Source organism: Bacillus sp. z33 (assembly GCF_058313615.1).
Map to the genome: position 1 here is coordinate 334,406 of NZ_JBZFQN010000001.1, position 18,667 is coordinate 353,072.

Sequence of the window (18,667 nt, forward strand, 5' to 3'; positions counted from 1 at the left end):
CAAAAGGTTAGACAGAATCTGTCATGTATTAATTTTTGGGTAATTAATTCCCAAAAAGGATAAGAGAAAAACTATCTCCCTTATCCTAAAAACTATTAATCTTGATAATTCATTCATCAATTAGCAAAATGACTCATTTGATATATGTTAAAAGAAAGACATCAGTACGAGGGAATTCGTTTTGAACTTCTCTCTATATGTATTGCATCGATACTCAGCCAGCAATGGTTATTTTGCAGGAGGGAAAGCATATTATCCGTGTTGGATGTGTTCCTAAAAAATGCATAATAATCGAATAAAGAAGAGCAGACTCGACTTTCTGCTCTTCTTTGTTTCATTTATCACTTTTTAATTTATTTAAATCTCTTCTTAGAACTTGAAGATTGTCTAATTCTGTGAGGCCACCTTTAGCCATCGGAATGATATGGTCTATTTGGAAGTATAATCGACTTTTGTCTTTAAATCCCGATATAGCACAAGTGTAAAATCCATTTTCATCTTTTGACTTTTTATATATCTTATCGGTTATTTGTCTCCAGTATTGAGGATTTATTTTTTGTATTTCATGAAGGGCTAGTTTATTTATTTGAACCATTTCTGGAATAACTATTGATGCTTTCGGTATAACAGAGTAAATATCTGGTTCTTCTAATTTTAAAATCTCGTTATCTAAACATTTTCTAAAATAGAGTTTATTATACCCAAAATACACTTTAAAGAAGTTATCTTCTTTCCCCCAAATTTCATCTAAATAATCTTTCTTCCTCTTACCACCAAGCTCGTTTTCATAAATAAACTTAGCCACTTTTGAAATATCAAATTTCTCTCTATCTTTGAATGGTAAAAATGATGGCTCTACACCTTTTAAGGCAAAATAACTTAGAATATCTTTGATGTCTTGCTTGTTATAACCTGGAATCATTTCAAAACCTGTAAAATAAGCATCTTCAACTTTTTCAGCTATATCATCAAGCTGTTCTTCGGTAAAGAATTCAATATCATTTAACTGATTCGTTTCAAAAAAACCAGGTAATTCCTTAATAAATTTCTCATATGCTCCTTGTGTACTATCATAAACCAGAACTTCACAATTTTTGACTCTGTCCTCTTCAGTTTCTGAAGGCAGCATTAACGAAAATGTATATATACCTAATGGTACTGTTTTAATAAAATCTATTTTTTCTAGTTCACTCGTGTTAATAGAATCATCTATTATTTTTACAAATTCCTCTATTTTATGAATGGATATCAGTCTTGCCAATTTTCGGACATTTTCTTTTGAGTTATCATCCCAAGTTGCTGTTTCTTCTATATATAATTTTTCTGGATTTACCCAGGCGATTTTATTCTTCCATCCGTCTATGAAACTAACAATGTACGCTTTTTCCGTTCCACCTGCTTTTTTCCCCCTTAAAGCTCTGCCAATCATTTGAGTCATTAATATACTTGATGTCGTAGGTCTTGTTAAGAAAACAGTCTGTACATCGGGTAAGTCTGTTCCCTCAGTTAAAATGTTTACATTGATAAGTACATCAATTTCATTATTCCTAAACTTTCTAATCCTTTCTCTATTTGCCTCATTAGATAAATCAACACCAGTAGCCATATGTTGCTCCGCTGAAATTACATATTCAGATGCAATACCTTTATCGTTGAACAATTTATTCAGTTCAATCGCATGAACCTTATTAACAGCAAATACAAGTAACTTACCGTATTCCTCTTTATTGTCTAAATACTCTTGAACAATTCTACTATTTCTTATTTTGTTTTCAGCAATATGCTTAGCAATGTCTTCTGGAAGACTATCAAAAGTCTGAATGCTTTTGATATCTTGTTCACTTAGTTCCTTGGACATATCAATTTTTGTTTCTAACTCTTTAAATATAGGCTCTGAAAGTATTCCTCTGTTGATTAGAGTTCTTAAATCCACTTTATATACAATGTCATCATTAAATATTTTCTTCAATAATCCCTTTTCTGTTTCTGCAGTTCTGAAAGGGGTTGCAGTTAATCCTAAAATGCCTAATCTTTCAACTTTATCATTCAGCAAATCAATTATTTTTCTATAAGATTTTGCTGTGGAATGGTGAGCTTCATCCACTACAAGAAATACGTCATCATTATATTTCAACCAATTATCAACTAAATAATCTATCCCTCTATTGAGACTATCTTTACTAGCAATAATAAAATCGTCATCTTCTTGTATATTAACTGGCCTGTCATGTTGCCCAGATATAATTCTATATTTAAATTCTTTTCTTTTATTTACTAGATTTGAATAAGCATTTCTTTTAACTGCAGAAAGAGCTTGTTCTAACAATTCATGTCTATGAGCTAACCATATCACTTTTTTTTCATTATTTATGATATTTCTTAATACCCACTGAACAGCAGTTAGGGTTTTCCCCCCTCCTGTTGGTATTACCAATAACCCTGCAAATCTATGTATATTTTCCCCTATAGCTTTATCCATTAGTTGTAAGGCTTCCGTCTGGTGTAAATAAAGTTCAATCGGATTCCTTTCTTCACTGACTTTTATCGTCCCTGCATACATACTTTCCACTAAACTTTTCAAATCGTTCCCCTCCTCTTCTAAACTTTTTAATGTTATTCTTTCATTTATATTTAAATGTGACCAGTCCACATTTTTGTTATTCGTAACTACAACAAGACTATTTTTTTGAAGACAGTTATTAACCTTACGTATCATAAATGAATTTCTTCTTTTATAACCCAACTTTCCCAGAAAAGTTCTAAGCTTTAAATTCATTTTTTTGGTTTTTCTTTGGTCAATTTCCTTTTTTATTTGCAAAATAACTTGCTCAATTTGTTCCACTCACTAAAACTCCTCTATCTATCTGTTCTGGTATTAATTTGATGGTCAGCGTACTCTTTCCAAATACAAAGTGAGATATAGTTTACTCTACCTATTTTCCGAGCCGCCGCCCCATAGTTCTCTTCCACCAGTATGACCTGTCTCTTCATGTATCTCTTCATCTACCAATTCCATTTGCCCTGGTTCTTCACTATGATGCCATGTAAATCCTTCAGGAATTTCATTCGCAAATATTTGTTCTCTTTGTAAATCCGTAAATTCATTACCAAGTTCAGGATTTTGATTAATTGCTTCTGCTAATTGTTCATTTGCATACGAAAAATGTGTATCGTCACTTTCAAGATACATAGATTCTGGAAGAGTTGCAGTATATTCACTATCAAACTCTGGAAAAACACCTTCAATGACTTCTCCCGATGGTAGCATTACAACCTTAGATTCAAACTCAACACCCGTTACAGGATGATGCTCTCCAGCTAAATCATCATTCCGGGTTTCAATATAGATGTGGTCATCTCCTGCATCACCCGCTATATCATTTGTATCTCCTAAATCACCATCCATCTCACTATCAATTGTCTCTGCCTGTACATGGTTGTCTACTCCATCTACATCCACAACGTCTACAATATCCAAGACATCTAATGCACCCACAGCAAGAGTAGCAACAGCAACAAATTTTTCTTTTGCTTTAATAATTAATTCCTTACATTCTTGTTCACTTCTATACTCCTTTGTAGCATCGTTTAAATATATTTTTGCACTGAACATTGGACCTTGCTTAAGTGCGGTTATATCTAAGGACAGTGTTTCTAGATGATTCATTTGTTGTTCTTGAAATAGAATAACTTCTTTGATAGCATTTTTTAAAATCTGATGATTATTAGTTTTTGAGTATACCGAATATATCAAATTAATTGCTCCTAAAAATCCAGGTTCCACAAGTATAAATTCCTCCTCTATTAACCCTTGCCAACACTATTTAAAATGGAGGCCCCAATATCTCTTTATTGTTATTATCGGTAATTATATTAGTCTCTGTAGTTTTGGCTCTTTCTTTTTTAGGAAAATATTCCTATTAACATTATAATGGTTAAATATACCAATGGATTCCCGTATTATTTTGATAAAGAAAATGGAAAATAAATTTTACTTTACACAGTTATTTCGGGGAAGATGGGATAATTTTAAGGGAATAAATTCTCTTTCTCTACAATTCAGATTCAAAAGGTCTCTCTTACATAACGGACATGTTATAAAACAAAAAACGGTAGCGAGTGTACTCGTTACCGCATAATAAGATTTATTAACTTTGTTTGATTATATTTACACTTGCTCTTTTTAATTGTTCCTCATTAAACTCAGTACCATTTCCCTCCATTAACCTGTAAACTGGATGCCAATGATTACTAGATGAACAGTTTACCTGTATTTCTTTAGCATCCTCTACATAATGGTGGTTTACAACTGTACTTCCTTTTTTTGTAAACTAATACTAAATCTATTTTTTAATAGCATAGTGATTTAGGGATTTCTTCAATCTGCAAACCATTGATTTATTAAGAACCATTAAATTAATTAGTTCATAAATCGCATGGTATAATATGGATATAAATGTAAACCTTTTTCAAAGGAAGCTAATCACATGGTACAGTTGTTGGAAACAATCGAGGTGAATTCTTCAAATGGAATATATAGTAAAATTCTTGTTGAAAGTATGTACAAAGAGCTTACAAGATTGTATATGAACCACATCATCACATAAAATTAAAAACAAGAGAATTCGGAAAAGAATTTATTAAGCGGTATAAAGGAAATTGATATGTATCGTTCATTCAATAAGAAAGGATGAAATTATATGAGTTTAAACAGACTGAACGAATTGTTTCGCGAATATGAAATAGTGTCTAAAGTATGCCTAGAATCTAAAAAATCTCCCTATATGTTAATTAAGCAACATTGCCATTACACTAAATACTACCAAGCAATTGAGCATATGTTAGAAAATCTACCTAATAAATCTGAAAAAAAAGGAGCAGACTTGCCCTATTGGGGAGAGAAATATTTTTCGGAAAACGAAAAAGGTTTGCGAACAATGATTATTGCTCAAGATTCTCTTTCTGAAGATGCTGGAAGTATTGTATTTTATGCTCCTCTACTTCCTCTTAACTTGGATAAGGAAACATACAAGAATCAATTTCATAACCATTTATCTAACAAGACATTCCGTTACAATAGTTACCAAGATGTTTTATTAGCCCTAAATTTTTGGCAAGTAGACATAAATTTTCTGTATCTAACTGATGCACGAAAAGTATATAGAGCAAATAATCTACCAAAGGAACAACAAAAAATTGATGAGAGCGCTTCATGTGAATTCATTAAGAAAGAAATTGAAATTGTACAACCTCGCCTTATATACCTCTTAGGTTTTCAAGCATTCACATTGTTTGGTTTTAAAAAAGAGCTTTTTGCTGAGTATGTTGGTAAGAAAATCATAAAGATAGAAAATATCCCTACAATTGTAGCACCATTTGTTACCGGCCAGGGTAAAAACAATAAACTCTTCTTAGAGCGTTTTAAAGATACAAAAGCTCTATCCTTAAAGTTAAGAGATGAGCTTATAAAGGAACTATAACTATACCTATTATTAAGGATAGGCAATTTTAATTTTAAGAGACTAGATGCCCTTTCCAACTTTCTTAAACATTATTATTTCTTCGTTTTGCTAAACTATCAATTCTTTTTTGTAACTCTAACGATAAATTTAATTGTTCACTTTCAAGCATCTCTTCATTTCATAACGAATTAATACGATTTTTTATATTCCCCAACTCTTTATTATGTATTTTCTCTAACAATGCCTCTTTTTTATTTCGGGTATTGATTTGAATTTCCTTCGCCCATGTTCTAAAGTTATTTCTCGTTTTATTCTCGCCTCCATTAATCGTTTCTCATTTGCACCTTCTTGGTATTCCTCATAGGCAGCAATAAGAGGAGATGCAATTCCTGCAACAATACCTACTTTTGATAAAACTTTTCCAGCTTTACCTAGTTTATCAATAATTTTTATTGATTCATAAGGTTGAAACTTCTTACCAAAAATATGTTCATTCTAATTCTCTCTTTTTCATCTAAAAGAATCATTGAAATAACAAAACCTATAAAAACATGATAAAGAAGGTGCACTCCTTTTCACAAGTTGCACACCTTCTATTTTTTGTAGATAAAAGAGAAGCTTTTACCTTTTGTTATTGAACATAAAAACTTCATTTACTCATACACAAATTCAAACAGATTCCCCATTATGGACATCTGACCTGCTATGGATGTTTGATTCATACGAAACTTCTCAGTACCTGTCATACCTTGTATTTCATCATATCGAGCGTCAAGGGCTTGTATGAAAGTATCAGTAGTGGCTACAATTTTTATAGGGCTTCCGTTCTCTTCTTGTTTTTTTGTATGTAAATGAGTCCTTCCTCTACCTTTGCTACCTTTTCATCGTTTGTATATTCCCCCCACTCTTTCATAAGACCACTTGGCTCTTCTAGTTTCTCTATGACTACTGTTTCCTCTACGGATGGCTCTTCTGTTTCTTCTTCTACAACAGTTGTTTCTACTTCTTTTTCTGTATTATTATTCTCTGATGTGTCCGAAGAACAAGCGGTTAAAGCTAACAAACCTATCAACTTTAAAATAAAGTTATCGAGTGCACTTAATAATCGATGGTGTGTGGATAAACCTACTATGTGTTTATTGAATTTTTGCTCCCTTCGCCCTTCATCTATCACATGCCATAGAGGATAGAATAATCTCGGATACCATTGAGTACTCATTAGTAAAAGATATTACTACCTCTATAACTACAAGTAGGTAATTAACTCACTCTAAGAAACCCAGATTAGCAAGGTAGCATTATAAGGCATTATTCCTTAATAGCTTTCTCAGTTTCTTTTTTCCTACGTTTTTCTCTATAGATTAGTTATAGCGGGCCTTTGTCTTTTCCCCCTCTAGGATGCGGTCTTACGTAGGAACCATTTTTGCGAGGGTATCCCCTTACTTCATGTTGCTTTGGTGATTTTCGATTGGGATACTCCCTTTCTGTTTCTTCAAAGGACGGGGTTCTTTCTTCTTTCTTTGTTGGATTTGGGCTACCACTTGAGTTATCTTCAATCGTACTACGAGACTTTGATGAAATGGCCCCCTTGACTATAACAGGTACTATTGTGGTGAAGACTGCCCTCATAATGTCCGTTTTATTCTCTAGAATATAATCGACAAGCGGATTCTGTGTAGTCACTTGCTTGGCTATCGAAAGCCCTCTAGATAGTCTCCCTTTGAAACTCCTTGCCTTCTCCTCTCGCTTCTTCCTTTCGAGCACCCGGATGCGTAAATCTTCTTTTTCCTCCAGGCGTTTCTGTTCCTCCTTTAACCTATGCCTTTCCTCTTCTTTTCTTTGTTTATCCGCCTCTCTACGAGCTTCCTCAGGCAAGGTATAGCGGTTGAAATCTTTCCAGTTGCGGTGACCACTAATAAGGGTGGAAGCTTTCCCTTTTGCTTTTTTAGCTGCTTCTTCCAATGAACACGAACCTTTATCCACCCCACTTACATACCAGACCAAATCAATGATGAACTTATTGATTTCTTGCGGGGTAATGGTTGGGGTCAGTATCCTTCTCCGCGGGTTTCCTTCAGTCAGCCGCTCCAATTTGGTACGTTCCCACGAAGATAGCTTATTTCTGTTTTTTAGAACCTCACCGAAATCATAAAAGGCAATGGTTTCATCATGAGCCCACACTTTCCCCAATTGCTCTAAAACATAATTTGCGCTTCCTGACTTTATATCGGGACCTGGAACACACTTATAACTATTTCCTATTTTAATCACATGAAGAATGTCTGCTTTGGAAGTTGGGTCCGGATTGAGCATAGTAAAGACAACATTCCCTTTATTGTTGCGGGAAGAGTTATATTCGAAACAGACAATCCACTCCGCAATATGCCCTTTCCATTGGTGGATGTTAGCATTCTTGTTTTGAGACAGGTATTTGAAGGTATCCATTGGGGACATTTCCTTTTTCACCATTCGCTCAACCGTATCAGGAGAGTACTTTTCTTTTGGGTTGGAGTTCTGATTTATGGCAACTCCTACGGCGTTTCGATATTCAATTGGAATGTAATACGATGACTTAAACAGAGGTAGTAATTCTTCTAAAGAGAGTGTAAAAAGTTTACATTGCATAATTATCACCCTTAATTATTTTCTCACAGGCTATTTGACAGAAGGGCATACGCCTAGTTTTATTTTACCACATTGTTCCATATCTAAAAGTATAAGGAACCTCTCAATTCTGTATAAAGTACATACATCGGTGAAAGCTATCACACAGCTCGTATAGTATTTTATTTTCCTTCGGTATGGCACCAAATGTTATAACAAATCCCCAAAAAAGCCTTCCATGTGAATTAGGAAGACTCTAAATCTTAAGCCATAAATTGAATGTAGGATTTTTTAGGCAATATCCCCTTCTCCCTGTTAAGTATTTTTTCTTGTGATATTATTGCCCCTACTTGCTTACAATTATAAGAACCAAATCAGCCTAGCTGATTATATGGGGACTGTAAGACGTTTTGTTAGTCCTTAAGAGGTTTCATTGAGGATAAGAACCATATTGAAGCAAATATGCAATGTCTTCATAGCTTTTTGGTTTAGCCAATATGGAAAGGTCAATCAGCTCATTGGTTGGTTTAACCTTTTGCCTGCCTAATACATGATATCTTGTATCCAATCCTGTCCCTGTCTTTAAAATGGTTACATCAAATCCTGTACTTAAATCTGTCTCTTCAGATTCGATAATTGCAGCAAGTATACCTTCAAATATAGTGATTCCAGCACTCATAACTTGCACTTTACCACTCAAAGGATTGGTTAATTCCAAACCAGTATCTATCACATTGAAATAATACTTCTCTTTGGCTTTTATTTTCTTTGCTAGCATATAATCTTTCTTTTTACCACTTTCCAATATTTTAACTTTCTCACATACTGGACAGGCCTTACCCTCCATTTTATATGGACATACCACTTGTTTTTTGCTATCTGGTCCCACGTAGTTATGAACCCATACCATCTGATAAAATTCTTTGTTACTCTCCATTGGTAGCAAAATACGAATTGTATTAATACCTTCTTTCATTTGATAAAACCTAATCTTTTTGTAGCCAGTATTTTCATAATTAGTACACCCCTTTGATAACGCTCGCAACTTTTCTCTAATGTTCATTTGAAACCACTTCCTTTCTTTTTTTATCTATACATATATAGAAAGCTCACAAACAACTAATCACCCCCTTTTTTTTGCATTTTTCATTAATAAAAATGCCCATTAGTCGAGAAAGATTCTTTCTCTTTAAAAATTCATTTTGGTTAAATATGCTCTTAAAATAATCATTAATCAGCTAATAAATACAAAATAAGGGTGATTTATAATGTGGAGCATGAATGATTAAAAATTTTTTAGTAAAAGACATAAAAATAGCTATTGACTATATCAAATGTAGAATATTGACTGCCTTGCTAATGATTCCAATAATTTATCTACATTTATCATTTTTCTTCCTCATTCATAAATGTTCTTTACATAAAAAAAGGGAATATCTCATTAGATACTCCCCTGAAATTCTAGTTTTTAGTTACTGTGAATACTTTTAAACCTTCATAAATATGAAGAATAATCGCTATTGTAAATCCATCTTTTCCATTACACTCACACTTGCATTTGAGTCTTTTGGTTCCCAATTTGCGAAAAGGTCATCATCTGTTACTTGTAAATCAAATATAACTTCACTGGCACAAAAGAAATAACTTTTCATCTTATAGTTTGAATTGTTATTAAAAAGGTCTATCTCGATTATTTCACCGTCTGTCTCTTCTATCCTTAAACATGGACGTTTTTTATACAACATTCTATGGCAATTAGAGCAAACTAATAATATATCATTTACATTTGTAACATCTTTTTTAAGTTCAGATACTGGTATGATATGATGCCCTTCAAAAAAACTCTCCAAGTTCGCAACCTATCAAATTCAGCTACTTTCCATTTAAAATTAAGTATCTGACTACCATATTTTTTTACTTTTTTGCTTCTAACAAAATTTCCTCCACACATTGGACACTCGTAATAGACATCCGACATCTCTTCCCCTACTGTCTCTGCTTTTGTTTCCTCTACTATTACTGTTTATTCTTACTGATACATGTCGGTTGGTTGTCCGTCAATTGTTCCATATAGTGTTGCTTCTAAATAGTCTTGTGTTTGAATGTCTCCGCTTCCTTTTAGGTCATCTCGTAAAGCGTTTAAATATTGGTAGTATTGTTCATCTGTCCAATTTGTATGTGCTTTTCCCCATCCGTCATTTGCTCTGTCATGCACATCTCCATAATTGGCGTTTTCCCATTGTGCAACTTCCACTGGTGACATGTTAGCAGGGTCTGTAGCTTGTTCTGCTTCCTGCTGTTTGGCTAGTTCTGCTTGTCTAGCTTCCTCTTCTTGACGTGCTTTTTCTTCTGCCTCTTTACGCTCTTTCTCTTCCTTGATTTTTTGCTGTTCGGCTTCCCATTGTTTCAAATACTGCTCTTTAAGTGATTCACCTTTCAATCGATGTCCGCTCTGAATAGTAAAGTTTTCGATTTCAGCTAGATTAATATACTCCAATTTTGGCGCTTTCTGCTTCTCTTTGGCTACATTGCTCATTTCTTCTGCTCTTCCTACACATCCGGCTAGTACGACTATCATTCCCACAATAATGATTTTTTGCGCTTTCATAATTCTACATTCCTTTCTGAGAAAGATATAGGTCTATATACCTTCTATTACCCCACTTAATACAAACTTGTAATGTATAAATCCTTCCTTTATTCAACTTCTACATTTCCCATATAAGCGCTTCATTTTCACTTGAATTGACTCTAAAACTACTAACTTCACTAAATGATGTAAGCGAAATCAAGCGAAAAGAAATTATGTCCATAAAAAGAAAAAGGACTATGGCAATGACCATAATCCCTTTTTCCTGTATACATAAAAGCCACTCATATAACTGAGTGGCTTTTACTTTATCTTCTCCGTTACACATTATAAATTTCAGCAAATTAATACCTGAAATGATTCACTCTATGCCATTCCATTAATCCTTCTGACTGTCATTTAACTTAAGTCTCATAGTTTCATTGACATTAAGGAAGACTTTTGTTGTTTCATCTAAACTAGTTGACAAAACTAATAAAACCTTTATCAAACAAGGAATCATGATTTGGACAAAGTAGTAACCCATTATTGACATCTAAACGTTCTCGATTGTTCGATTGACTCCACGGCTTAATATGACTAGCAACAAGTAAACGTTCATCCAAGTGGATACCCCTCATTCGTTATTTGTTAACTCCATAAGAGATTGTATCATCGAAGGTCCATCATTATTGATGGTGTCACACTGGTAAGTACACCAAAAATACTAACAACAACCTTCGATTCGAGATAATCTAACTTTGACAAGTAATGACAGAATATTTCCCCAGTCCTTACTATCTATTTATAAGTTTCATCAGCTCTTCTTTTTTAAGCCACGGTCTTCTTCTATGAAGCATTTTATGACAATTGGAACAAACTAAAGCGATATCCTCTACTTTTGTCTTCTCGCCATCCATTAATTCTGAAACAGGCTTGACATGATGGCCTTCAATAAAATTCTCTCCAATTTCTCCATAAAAATCGTAAAAATCAAAGCTACAAACCTCGCAAAAAAGTTTTCCATGCTTGGCTTTAAAACGTTCCTTTGCCAGTTTAATAACTTGAGGATTTCTCTCTCGAACTATATGTTGTTTCAGTTTCCTTTTTCCTTCTTCAAAACCCATATCGTCCTCAGTAATATCAACTGTCTCCTCGGTTGGCTCATAGTTTCTTAATCCCCAATGACCTTTGCCAAGTCCAGAAACTGAATAAAAAATATCCTTTTCTCCTCCAACTTCCCCTTTATAATAAGTACCGTCACTAGTATGATTGTATATCGTTCCCCTTATACGCTCTCTAAATAAAAGATTAGCATTATAGTCCATTATATTCCGTTCAATAATCTTTTCCGTAATATCCTGAAGTGTACCATGCCCACCAAGCTCCTTGAGAGCATCAATCACTTCATCAAGCCATGGCCTAGGTTGAGCCATTATTTTCCCTCATCTCTTTAACTTTTTTCTCTGGTTATTATTTTTAAGAATTGGTTCAAAATGCCCACTGAGTGTGAATATATCTTATAATATTAATATATATAAATAGCGGGAGCTAGTCATTATTATTTCAAGGGGGAAAACAATGAACAGAATGAGCCAACTTGATATTCTATTAGAAAAGAGCATTAATGACTTTACTAATGAATTTTCAAAAAAAATAACATTACATACAATAACAATACAGAATAGTAAAAATCCCAAAGATGTATCTTTAACTAGGAATAATATTGATGAGTCTGTAAAAATAGTAGCTAACCAAAAAAAGAGTGACCTAATTAAGAGTGACCTTCTAAAACACTATAATGAAGTAAGGACATATCTAACGTTAGCATCTAGCCCTAAATCATTCAAAATTGCTTGGGATTTAAAATCAGCAAATGCAAACTTCTACGAACTTAGTAATATTTCTAATAACGGAGGGCAATTAATTCCTTCAAACAATAAAATAGGTAGATTACTAAAACATGAACAACAAGGTGTTTTATTAGGGCCAAATCAAAGATTAATTTTAGGGATAAGACATTCAATAGGAAACTATAATGACAATATTGACGATATGGGTAGGTTTACATATTTCCCTCCTCGTGATGTGAGAGGTTTGGTTCGTCATCGTTGGACTGAGTTCTTAAGTAAAAACCTAGGAATTAGTTTGATTGTTTTAGCAATCGTTTGGTTCGAACACCAAATAAATGATGAATTGAAACATGTATACTTTATCTGCCCAGCAAAAGTAATAGAACTACCTAAAAACGATAAAATCGTTAGTAACAAAAGACTAACTAACCCATTGAGGCTTCAATTGATTACTAGGGAAGAAGCGTATAAGGCAATTGAACAACTCATGAATTTAGACGTAGTAGATAATGAGTATCCCATAAGAGTTCCGTTAGACAGTACGAAAGTAAATAAATGGTCTTATAACCAAGTGAAATCCGGGCCTAAAAGCATAGCTTTAAAAAATTGGGCTAAAAATATGGGTAAAAGATGCCCAGACTGCGATACACCATTTAGTGTTTTTCCGAATAATAAGATTAATTTTGGTCATATCATATTTCAAGATTGGTGTAGGACATATGGGTTTTATAACGAGATAAAACATCATCCAGATAATCTTTATCTAAGTTGTTCAAGCTGTAATTGTAGTCTAAATAATCAATTTCCCGATAAAAAATTACTTAACAAGATTGAGGAAACAGGAACAATTGGTGATTGGATAAGAAATAATGAGAGCTCTATAGAAGCACATATAACATCATGATTTATTATGGTAATGAGGCCTTTCTATATATCAAAAAGAATCCCCTTCCATGGAGGGGATTCTTTGTAATATTTCAATAGAATAATAAAAACTTTGCATTATAGGCTGTTGTCATATAGACAATATTAGTTTCTTACAAATTGTTGTTACAATTATATATGGTATAGGAACGAATGCATCATTTTAACGATAAATAATATAACCGCTCATGCGATTTTAAGTGATTAATCATATTTCTCTTTTTTCTTTGCTATTATTATTTGAATCACTTTATCATTTGACAATATTTTATCTATTTTATTCATCCCAAAATATTTTTGAGGTATCTGTACAAATGGTATACCCTGTTTCTCAAAATACTCTTTTTTGATTTTATCCCTCTTTTTCGTTTTATCAAAACCTTCAAGTGTGCCATGAAAGAGTTCTTTAAATTCATAATGTTGGTCTCCGTCTAATTCATAACTTTTTACAGGTATCCCATTGGAGAATAACACAAAATCACTTCTTAATTTTTTTCCGTTATATTTCAATTCCGGATATATGTTTCTATCATAAACAAAATCAACGCCTTCTTCTAATCCATGTTCTATAAGCCATAACCTCATATTATATTCACCTGTACTTATTTTCTTAGTACATTTCCTGCATCTCGTCCCTACATTCCCCGTATTTGCTCTACCTAAAAAACTAGCATAAACGCGTGGGAAAGTTTCCTTATTACATTGTGTACATAAACAAGTCAATAAACTATGAGAATTTTGATATTCTTCATCTGCTCCTATCCAGTTCACTCCTAAAATTTTAAGCTTTTCCCGAACTTCGGATGGTGCTAAGGACCTTTTTTCGGCGTTCAATCTTAGTGAACAATCGTTACAATAAATCTGTTTTAACCTAACAATATCATCATATGGTCTAGTAAATGGGGTAACATGACAAAAAGCGCATAAACAAGTTAATCTACTTCGTATGTTTTGATATTCTCCTCCAATCCACTCAACTCCCCGTTCATTTAATTTTTGTTTAACAACATCTAGAGGTGTCCTCAGCTTTTCAAATTTCAATACTTTACTACAATCATAGCAATAAATTTGTTCATGTCCTTTTCTAGTCAGACAATGAAAACTTCTTTTGATTTCATTCTTCTTACATTTGGCGCATAAACAGGTTAACTCGGTTTTATTGCCCTTATATTCTGATTCATCCCCAACCCATTGAACACCTAAATTATTTAATATCCGTTTTACTTCCTGTGGCGTTTTCTTCTTGTTTCCTGCACAATCTCTGCATAAAACCTGATTTCGTATAACTATACGCTCAAAACTTCTTTTGATTTCATTCTTCTTACAGTTAGCGCATAAGCACGTTAAATCACTTGAACAATTTTCAAACTCTGATTCATCTCCTATCCACTGAACCCCTAAATGATTTAATTCTTTATATACGTCTTCAACCGTCCTTCTTCTTCTTGTTCTACATTTATCACATTTATGCGCATTATCATAAATAATATCCCGATATTTCCGCTCGAAAGGTTCTTTGTTACATTGTGAGCATAAACAGGTTAAAACACTGTGAGTATTTTTATATTCTGATTCATCTCCAATCCACTCAACGCCCACACTGTTTAATTTTCCTCTGATTTCTTCTACTGTTAGCTTTTTCATTTAAGCCTGCTCCCTTCTAGATGATTTATTTATCTACCTTAAAGTTATGTAACCCCACTTATCCTAAAAGAAAGAAATAAAAATAAATCCTTTTGTCCTTTTCATTGGAACATTAGCTTCTCTATTTCAGTATTTGTTTATATAAAACGAACCTTACTTCAATTAAACGTGTAGACTTTTAGTAGCTTTTAAGTTTCTTTTTCCTCTTTACCATTCGCACTCAAACGAAGTTGGTCTGCTGTATTAGATTGTTGAATCTCCTTAATGATGTTCACTAACGCCATTTAAAACCACTTACTTTTGTCCTAATTTATATAACCATTATAGAACAAATGTTCGTATTATTCAAATATCAGCATAATCGGTTAAGAGAACCAGGAATAAAAAGGATTGACACCTTTTGTTAATTGAAATCCCCTACCTTGGTAAAAAATAGTGGACACATTAAAACTAGTAAAGACTAAAAAGGAAACAATTTCAAAAATGAGTGAGCTGAAGTTAAGTACACACTTTAACGTATAGAAAAAACACTTTCTCACCTGCATAGTATGCAAGATTGATATTAATATTTATCCATGTAGCATCTAAATAAAAAACCCGTCCAGTCTCTGGAAGGGTCAAGAAATATTAATAGTACCATCTAACTTTATACGGAAAATGAATTTTACCGCTCTTTCTGGGTTCTCCCATATATACATACCTTTACGCTTATGGTATCCTGCATTGACTAGTACATTTAAAACTTTAGTATAGTTTTCCCTTGCACTTGTCCCGTTATATGCCTCTAGTACGTCCATTAATTCAATGTCATCCAGTTTCTTTAGGTCTTCTAGTTCTAGAATTTCCATCTTTACCCACCTCTTTATCTTTGAAGCTCTTTCAAAGGAGAATAAATCATGTTAAATCTTATAAAAAAAAGAAGTAAAAACATGACAAAAGAAATCATCTGAACATACAACTGAGAAACTTACTTCCTGAACATCCCTATTCAAAATAACATCTTTAATATCCTTATATTCGTCTGTCACGCTCTGAACATATAGAGCAATTCATTTGTTTATTGGAATTTATACTATTCCATGTTCTCGAAAAAGTTTCTCCACAACTGCATTGAAATGTTAATTTACCATTTGTGTATTCACTAAGTAATTTAGTTCCTTCTCCATGTATAGCTAACCATTCATTACACTTTTCTTTAGTCCATTTTTTAGTTTTTTCTACTCTACTTTTTATAGCACATTTTTTACATTTAAATTGTTTTTGGTCTTTTACCTCATTCCATGTTCTTTGAAAAGTTTCTCCACAACTACATTGAAATGTTAATTCATCCTGATTATTTGTGTATTCTCTAAGTAATTTAGTTCCTTCTCCATGTATAGCTAACCATTCATTACACTTTTCTTTAGTCCAATGAATTCTAAATTTACTATTCATTTTTGCTCATCCTTTCACAAGAATTGGGTTTATATATTTTCAACTACCCCACTTAATACAAAATAATAACGTGTAATTTATTCCAATCATTCAATTTTTAGCGCTTTATTTTCACTTCTATAGACTCTAATACCACTAACTACTAACTAACTCTCAAGTTCTTCTAAAATAGCTTAAATGGCTTTCTATTCATTTCTAAGCCTATTAAAAGACAAAAGAAAAAGCAGGCTTTATGTGGTACATCTGAAAATTCAATGAAGCGTTTCTAAATATCTCTGTATATGATTTATTATTAATCTAAGATAATTATCATTGGGTATGATTTCTCTAAGGAGGATAAACCATATTCCGCTTGCACGTCTTTAGTTGCTCTAATACGTTTAAGACTGTATCCAGCTAGAATACTAGGCATCAATTGTTTGTATTTACTTTTAGATATGTTCCTTTCTTTCAATAATGCGAATACATCGCCTTCTAAGATGAAGCCCTGTTCCTGTATTATTGGTAGAATGTTTGTAGCAATGTTAGTTATCATTTCACTTTCCTCATTGATTAATACTCCTTCCATTTGACAATAAATAGCGTCAGCTATCTCTTTTCCTTCTAATCGTCCAATGACATTTCTATTAATTGTATTCACGTTAATTCCATACTCCCTCATACGTTTACATTTAACTTCTAATTGGTCTAAGAAATCCGCTCCTAGTTCTGTTAGTTCAAAAACATCTGTTCTCATAAGTTGTTTGTTTGCACTCTGAATCTTCTTTAAAACTACATATATTGAGCTGGGAATTTCGCTATCTTTTAATTTTGTAATTATGTGAGCATAAACCATCAAGTTTAGAAGTTTATTTACAAATCCGTGTTTATTCTCATCCTTGTATAATAATTTAGCTAGAATATTCGTACTATATTGGGTTAATATTCTTACTTGTACATCCTTTGACTCATAAACAGATTTACTAAATAACTCGAGAATCACACATACTTCCTTTGTATACTTTCCAAGAATCTTATAGATATTTGGATATATTTTATTCAAACCATCACTATTCAAAATATTACAAAAATAATTGACAGATTTAATGATATGGCTTGTCTCTTCATTGGATACAGTCACACCTAACATATCCATTAGATATACTAAACTCTCTGTATAAGTGATTTCCTTTAAGTCTGCTACCAGTTTAATCAAATTACATTTTCTTTTATGATTATCGCTAAAACAATGATATAAAAAATCACCTTTATAAGTCTTGAATATTTGACTGCTAGGATGTTTTTCTTTATGAAATAGGTCTTTAAAATTGCCAGATGGTAAATCTAAAATAATCCTCATGTCTATAGTTTTCAAATAGCGTTCTGCATCTTTCATTGTTCTGACTATAGCATTAAACCGTTTTAAGCGTTCTTTTACTACCCATTCCTTATCCCCTAACATTATATACTTCCATGTAGGTGTTTCATAATTAACTCTAGGTAAATAATTCTCTTCCACTTCTAAAATTCTAAAGTCTTCTTCTTTTGGTTTAGAATCTTGTTTCTTCTCTTTGATTTGTTTACCTTGCGTCTTTCCACCTTCCACATAAGTTAAAAAGTTGGCATCCAGTACATTATAATAGTTAATCTCCATTGGATTTCTTCCACCATAAAACATTCTTGTACTATCTTTTAATTTATCAGCTTGCGGAAACAAGGTTAATAATTTCTCATAAACAATTGTTACTGCGTCATTTGATGAAAGAGCAGTATTTAACACAAAAACTACTCTAAAGCGTGGATTAGTTGGTGTACTGCTAAATGTTTCGTAACAAAAGACTGCGTTATCCTGTATGAAAGGATGGTTTAGGATTTCTGCTTTTTCTTTCTCAGATGATAACTTATCAAAGTCTAATGCTAAAACTTGACAGCTAACAAAATACTGTTTCTTCCTTTGCTCTTTATCGAATAATCCTAATAAGATTGTTCTACCTTCTCCACAATATTCCGCTAATTGTTTAATAGAAATGGTCTTCTTCTGTTCCACCTGTGCTATTCTCTTTGAAATTGCTTCTGCTTCATTTCCAATTGGTTTCCGTGTAAATGCTTCATTATCTACATACACTGTCACTAACATTTTAGAATCTAAATCAATTAAACTACTCATTTCCTCATCCCCTTTGCTCTGTTTTATTTCC

14 protein-coding genes and 1 pseudogene are annotated in these 18,667 nt (G+C 32.9%); 2 read left to right on the top strand and 13 right to left on the bottom strand.

The window, feature by feature from the left end; translation table 11 throughout:
* Positions 1–334: 334 nt before the first annotated feature.
* Positions 335–2,842, bottom strand: a complete 2,508-nt coding sequence (locus tag AC4G3L_RS01595) for a DEAD/DEAH box helicase family protein (RefSeq protein WP_491075225.1) — start codon at positions 2,840–2,842, stop codon at positions 335–337.
* 87 nt (positions 2,843–2,929) lie between these two features.
* Positions 2,930–3,754 (bottom strand): HNH endonuclease, encoded by an 825-nt coding sequence (locus tag AC4G3L_RS01600; RefSeq protein ID WP_491075226.1) that lies wholly within the window; start codon positions 3,752–3,754, stop codon positions 2,930–2,932.
* Between the two features lie 946 nt (positions 3,755–4,700).
* Here AC4G3L_RS01600 and AC4G3L_RS01605 point away from each other — a divergent pair.
* Positions 4,701–5,480 (top strand): uracil-DNA glycosylase family protein, encoded by a 780-nt coding sequence (locus tag AC4G3L_RS01605; protein WP_491075227.1) that lies wholly within the window; start codon positions 4,701–4,703, stop codon positions 5,478–5,480.
* A 793-nt stretch (positions 5,481–6,273) separates the two neighbouring features.
* Here AC4G3L_RS01605 and AC4G3L_RS01610 read toward each other — a convergent pair.
* The 7 genes and pseudogenes from AC4G3L_RS01610 to AC4G3L_RS01640 form a co-directional block, all read right to left on the bottom strand.
* Complete coding sequence (locus tag AC4G3L_RS01610; RefSeq protein WP_491075228.1) at positions 6,274–6,681, bottom strand: hypothetical protein; 408 nt, start codon at positions 6,679–6,681, stop codon at positions 6,274–6,276.
* 146 nt (positions 6,682–6,827) lie between these two features.
* Positions 6,828–8,087, bottom strand: coding sequence for a hypothetical protein (locus tag AC4G3L_RS01615; RefSeq protein ID WP_491075229.1), 1,260 nt, complete (start codon positions 8,085–8,087; stop codon positions 6,828–6,830).
* Positions 8,088–8,496: 409 nt separating this feature from the next.
* The gene (locus tag AC4G3L_RS01620) at positions 8,497–9,129 is read right to left on the bottom strand and encodes a hypothetical protein (RefSeq protein ID WP_491075230.1); all 633 of its coding nucleotides are present in this window, start codon (positions 9,127–9,129) and stop codon (positions 8,497–8,499) included.
* A gap of 454 nt (positions 9,130–9,583) precedes the next feature.
* The gene (locus AC4G3L_RS01625; protein WP_491075231.1) at positions 9,584–9,916 is read right to left on the bottom strand and encodes an HNH endonuclease; all 333 of its coding nucleotides are present in this window, start codon (positions 9,914–9,916) and stop codon (positions 9,584–9,586) included.
* A gap of 179 nt (positions 9,917–10,095) precedes the next feature.
* Positions 10,096–10,674, bottom strand: a complete 579-nt coding sequence (locus AC4G3L_RS01630; protein WP_491075232.1) for a hypothetical protein — start codon at positions 10,672–10,674, stop codon at positions 10,096–10,098.
* A gap of 326 nt (positions 10,675–11,000) precedes the next feature.
* A pseudogene (locus AC4G3L_RS01635) lies at positions 11,001–11,270 on the bottom strand (HNH endonuclease); the annotation flags it as partial.
* 162 nt (positions 11,271–11,432) lie between these two features.
* Positions 11,433–12,071 (bottom strand): HNH endonuclease, encoded by a 639-nt coding sequence (locus AC4G3L_RS01640; RefSeq protein ID WP_491075233.1) that lies wholly within the window; start codon positions 12,069–12,071, stop codon positions 11,433–11,435.
* Between the two features lie 145 nt (positions 12,072–12,216).
* On the opposite strand from AC4G3L_RS01640, the gene AC4G3L_RS01645 reads away from it, so the two are divergent.
* On the top strand, positions 12,217–13,392 hold the full coding sequence (locus AC4G3L_RS01645; RefSeq protein ID WP_491075234.1) for a hypothetical protein: 1,176 nt from the start codon (positions 12,217–12,219) through the stop codon (positions 13,390–13,392).
* A gap of 224 nt (positions 13,393–13,616) precedes the next feature.
* Here the strand turns inward: AC4G3L_RS01645 and AC4G3L_RS01650 are convergent, their stop codons facing one another.
* The 4 genes from AC4G3L_RS01650 to AC4G3L_RS01665 all read right to left on the bottom strand — a co-directional run bounded on the left by AC4G3L_RS01650 (position 13,617) and on the right by AC4G3L_RS01665 (position 18,636).
* Positions 13,617–15,056 (bottom strand): hypothetical protein, encoded by a 1,440-nt coding sequence (locus AC4G3L_RS01650; protein ID WP_491075235.1) that lies wholly within the window; start codon positions 15,054–15,056, stop codon positions 13,617–13,619.
* Between the two features lie 617 nt (positions 15,057–15,673).
* Positions 15,674–15,904: a hypothetical protein gene (locus AC4G3L_RS01655; protein ID WP_491075236.1), complete on the bottom strand. Its 231-nt coding sequence runs from the start codon at positions 15,902–15,904 to the stop codon at positions 15,674–15,676.
* 163 nt (positions 15,905–16,067) lie between these two features.
* Positions 16,068–16,490, bottom strand: a complete 423-nt coding sequence (locus tag AC4G3L_RS01660) for a hypothetical protein (RefSeq protein ID WP_491075237.1) — start codon at positions 16,488–16,490, stop codon at positions 16,068–16,070.
* Positions 16,491–16,782: 292 nt separating this feature from the next.
* Positions 16,783–18,636 carry a CHC2 zinc finger domain-containing protein gene (locus AC4G3L_RS01665; RefSeq protein WP_491075238.1) on the bottom strand — a complete coding sequence of 618 codons (1,854 nt, stop codon included), beginning with the start codon at positions 18,634–18,636 and terminating at the stop codon, positions 16,783–16,785.
* Between the last annotated feature and the right edge of the window lie 31 nt (positions 18,637–18,667).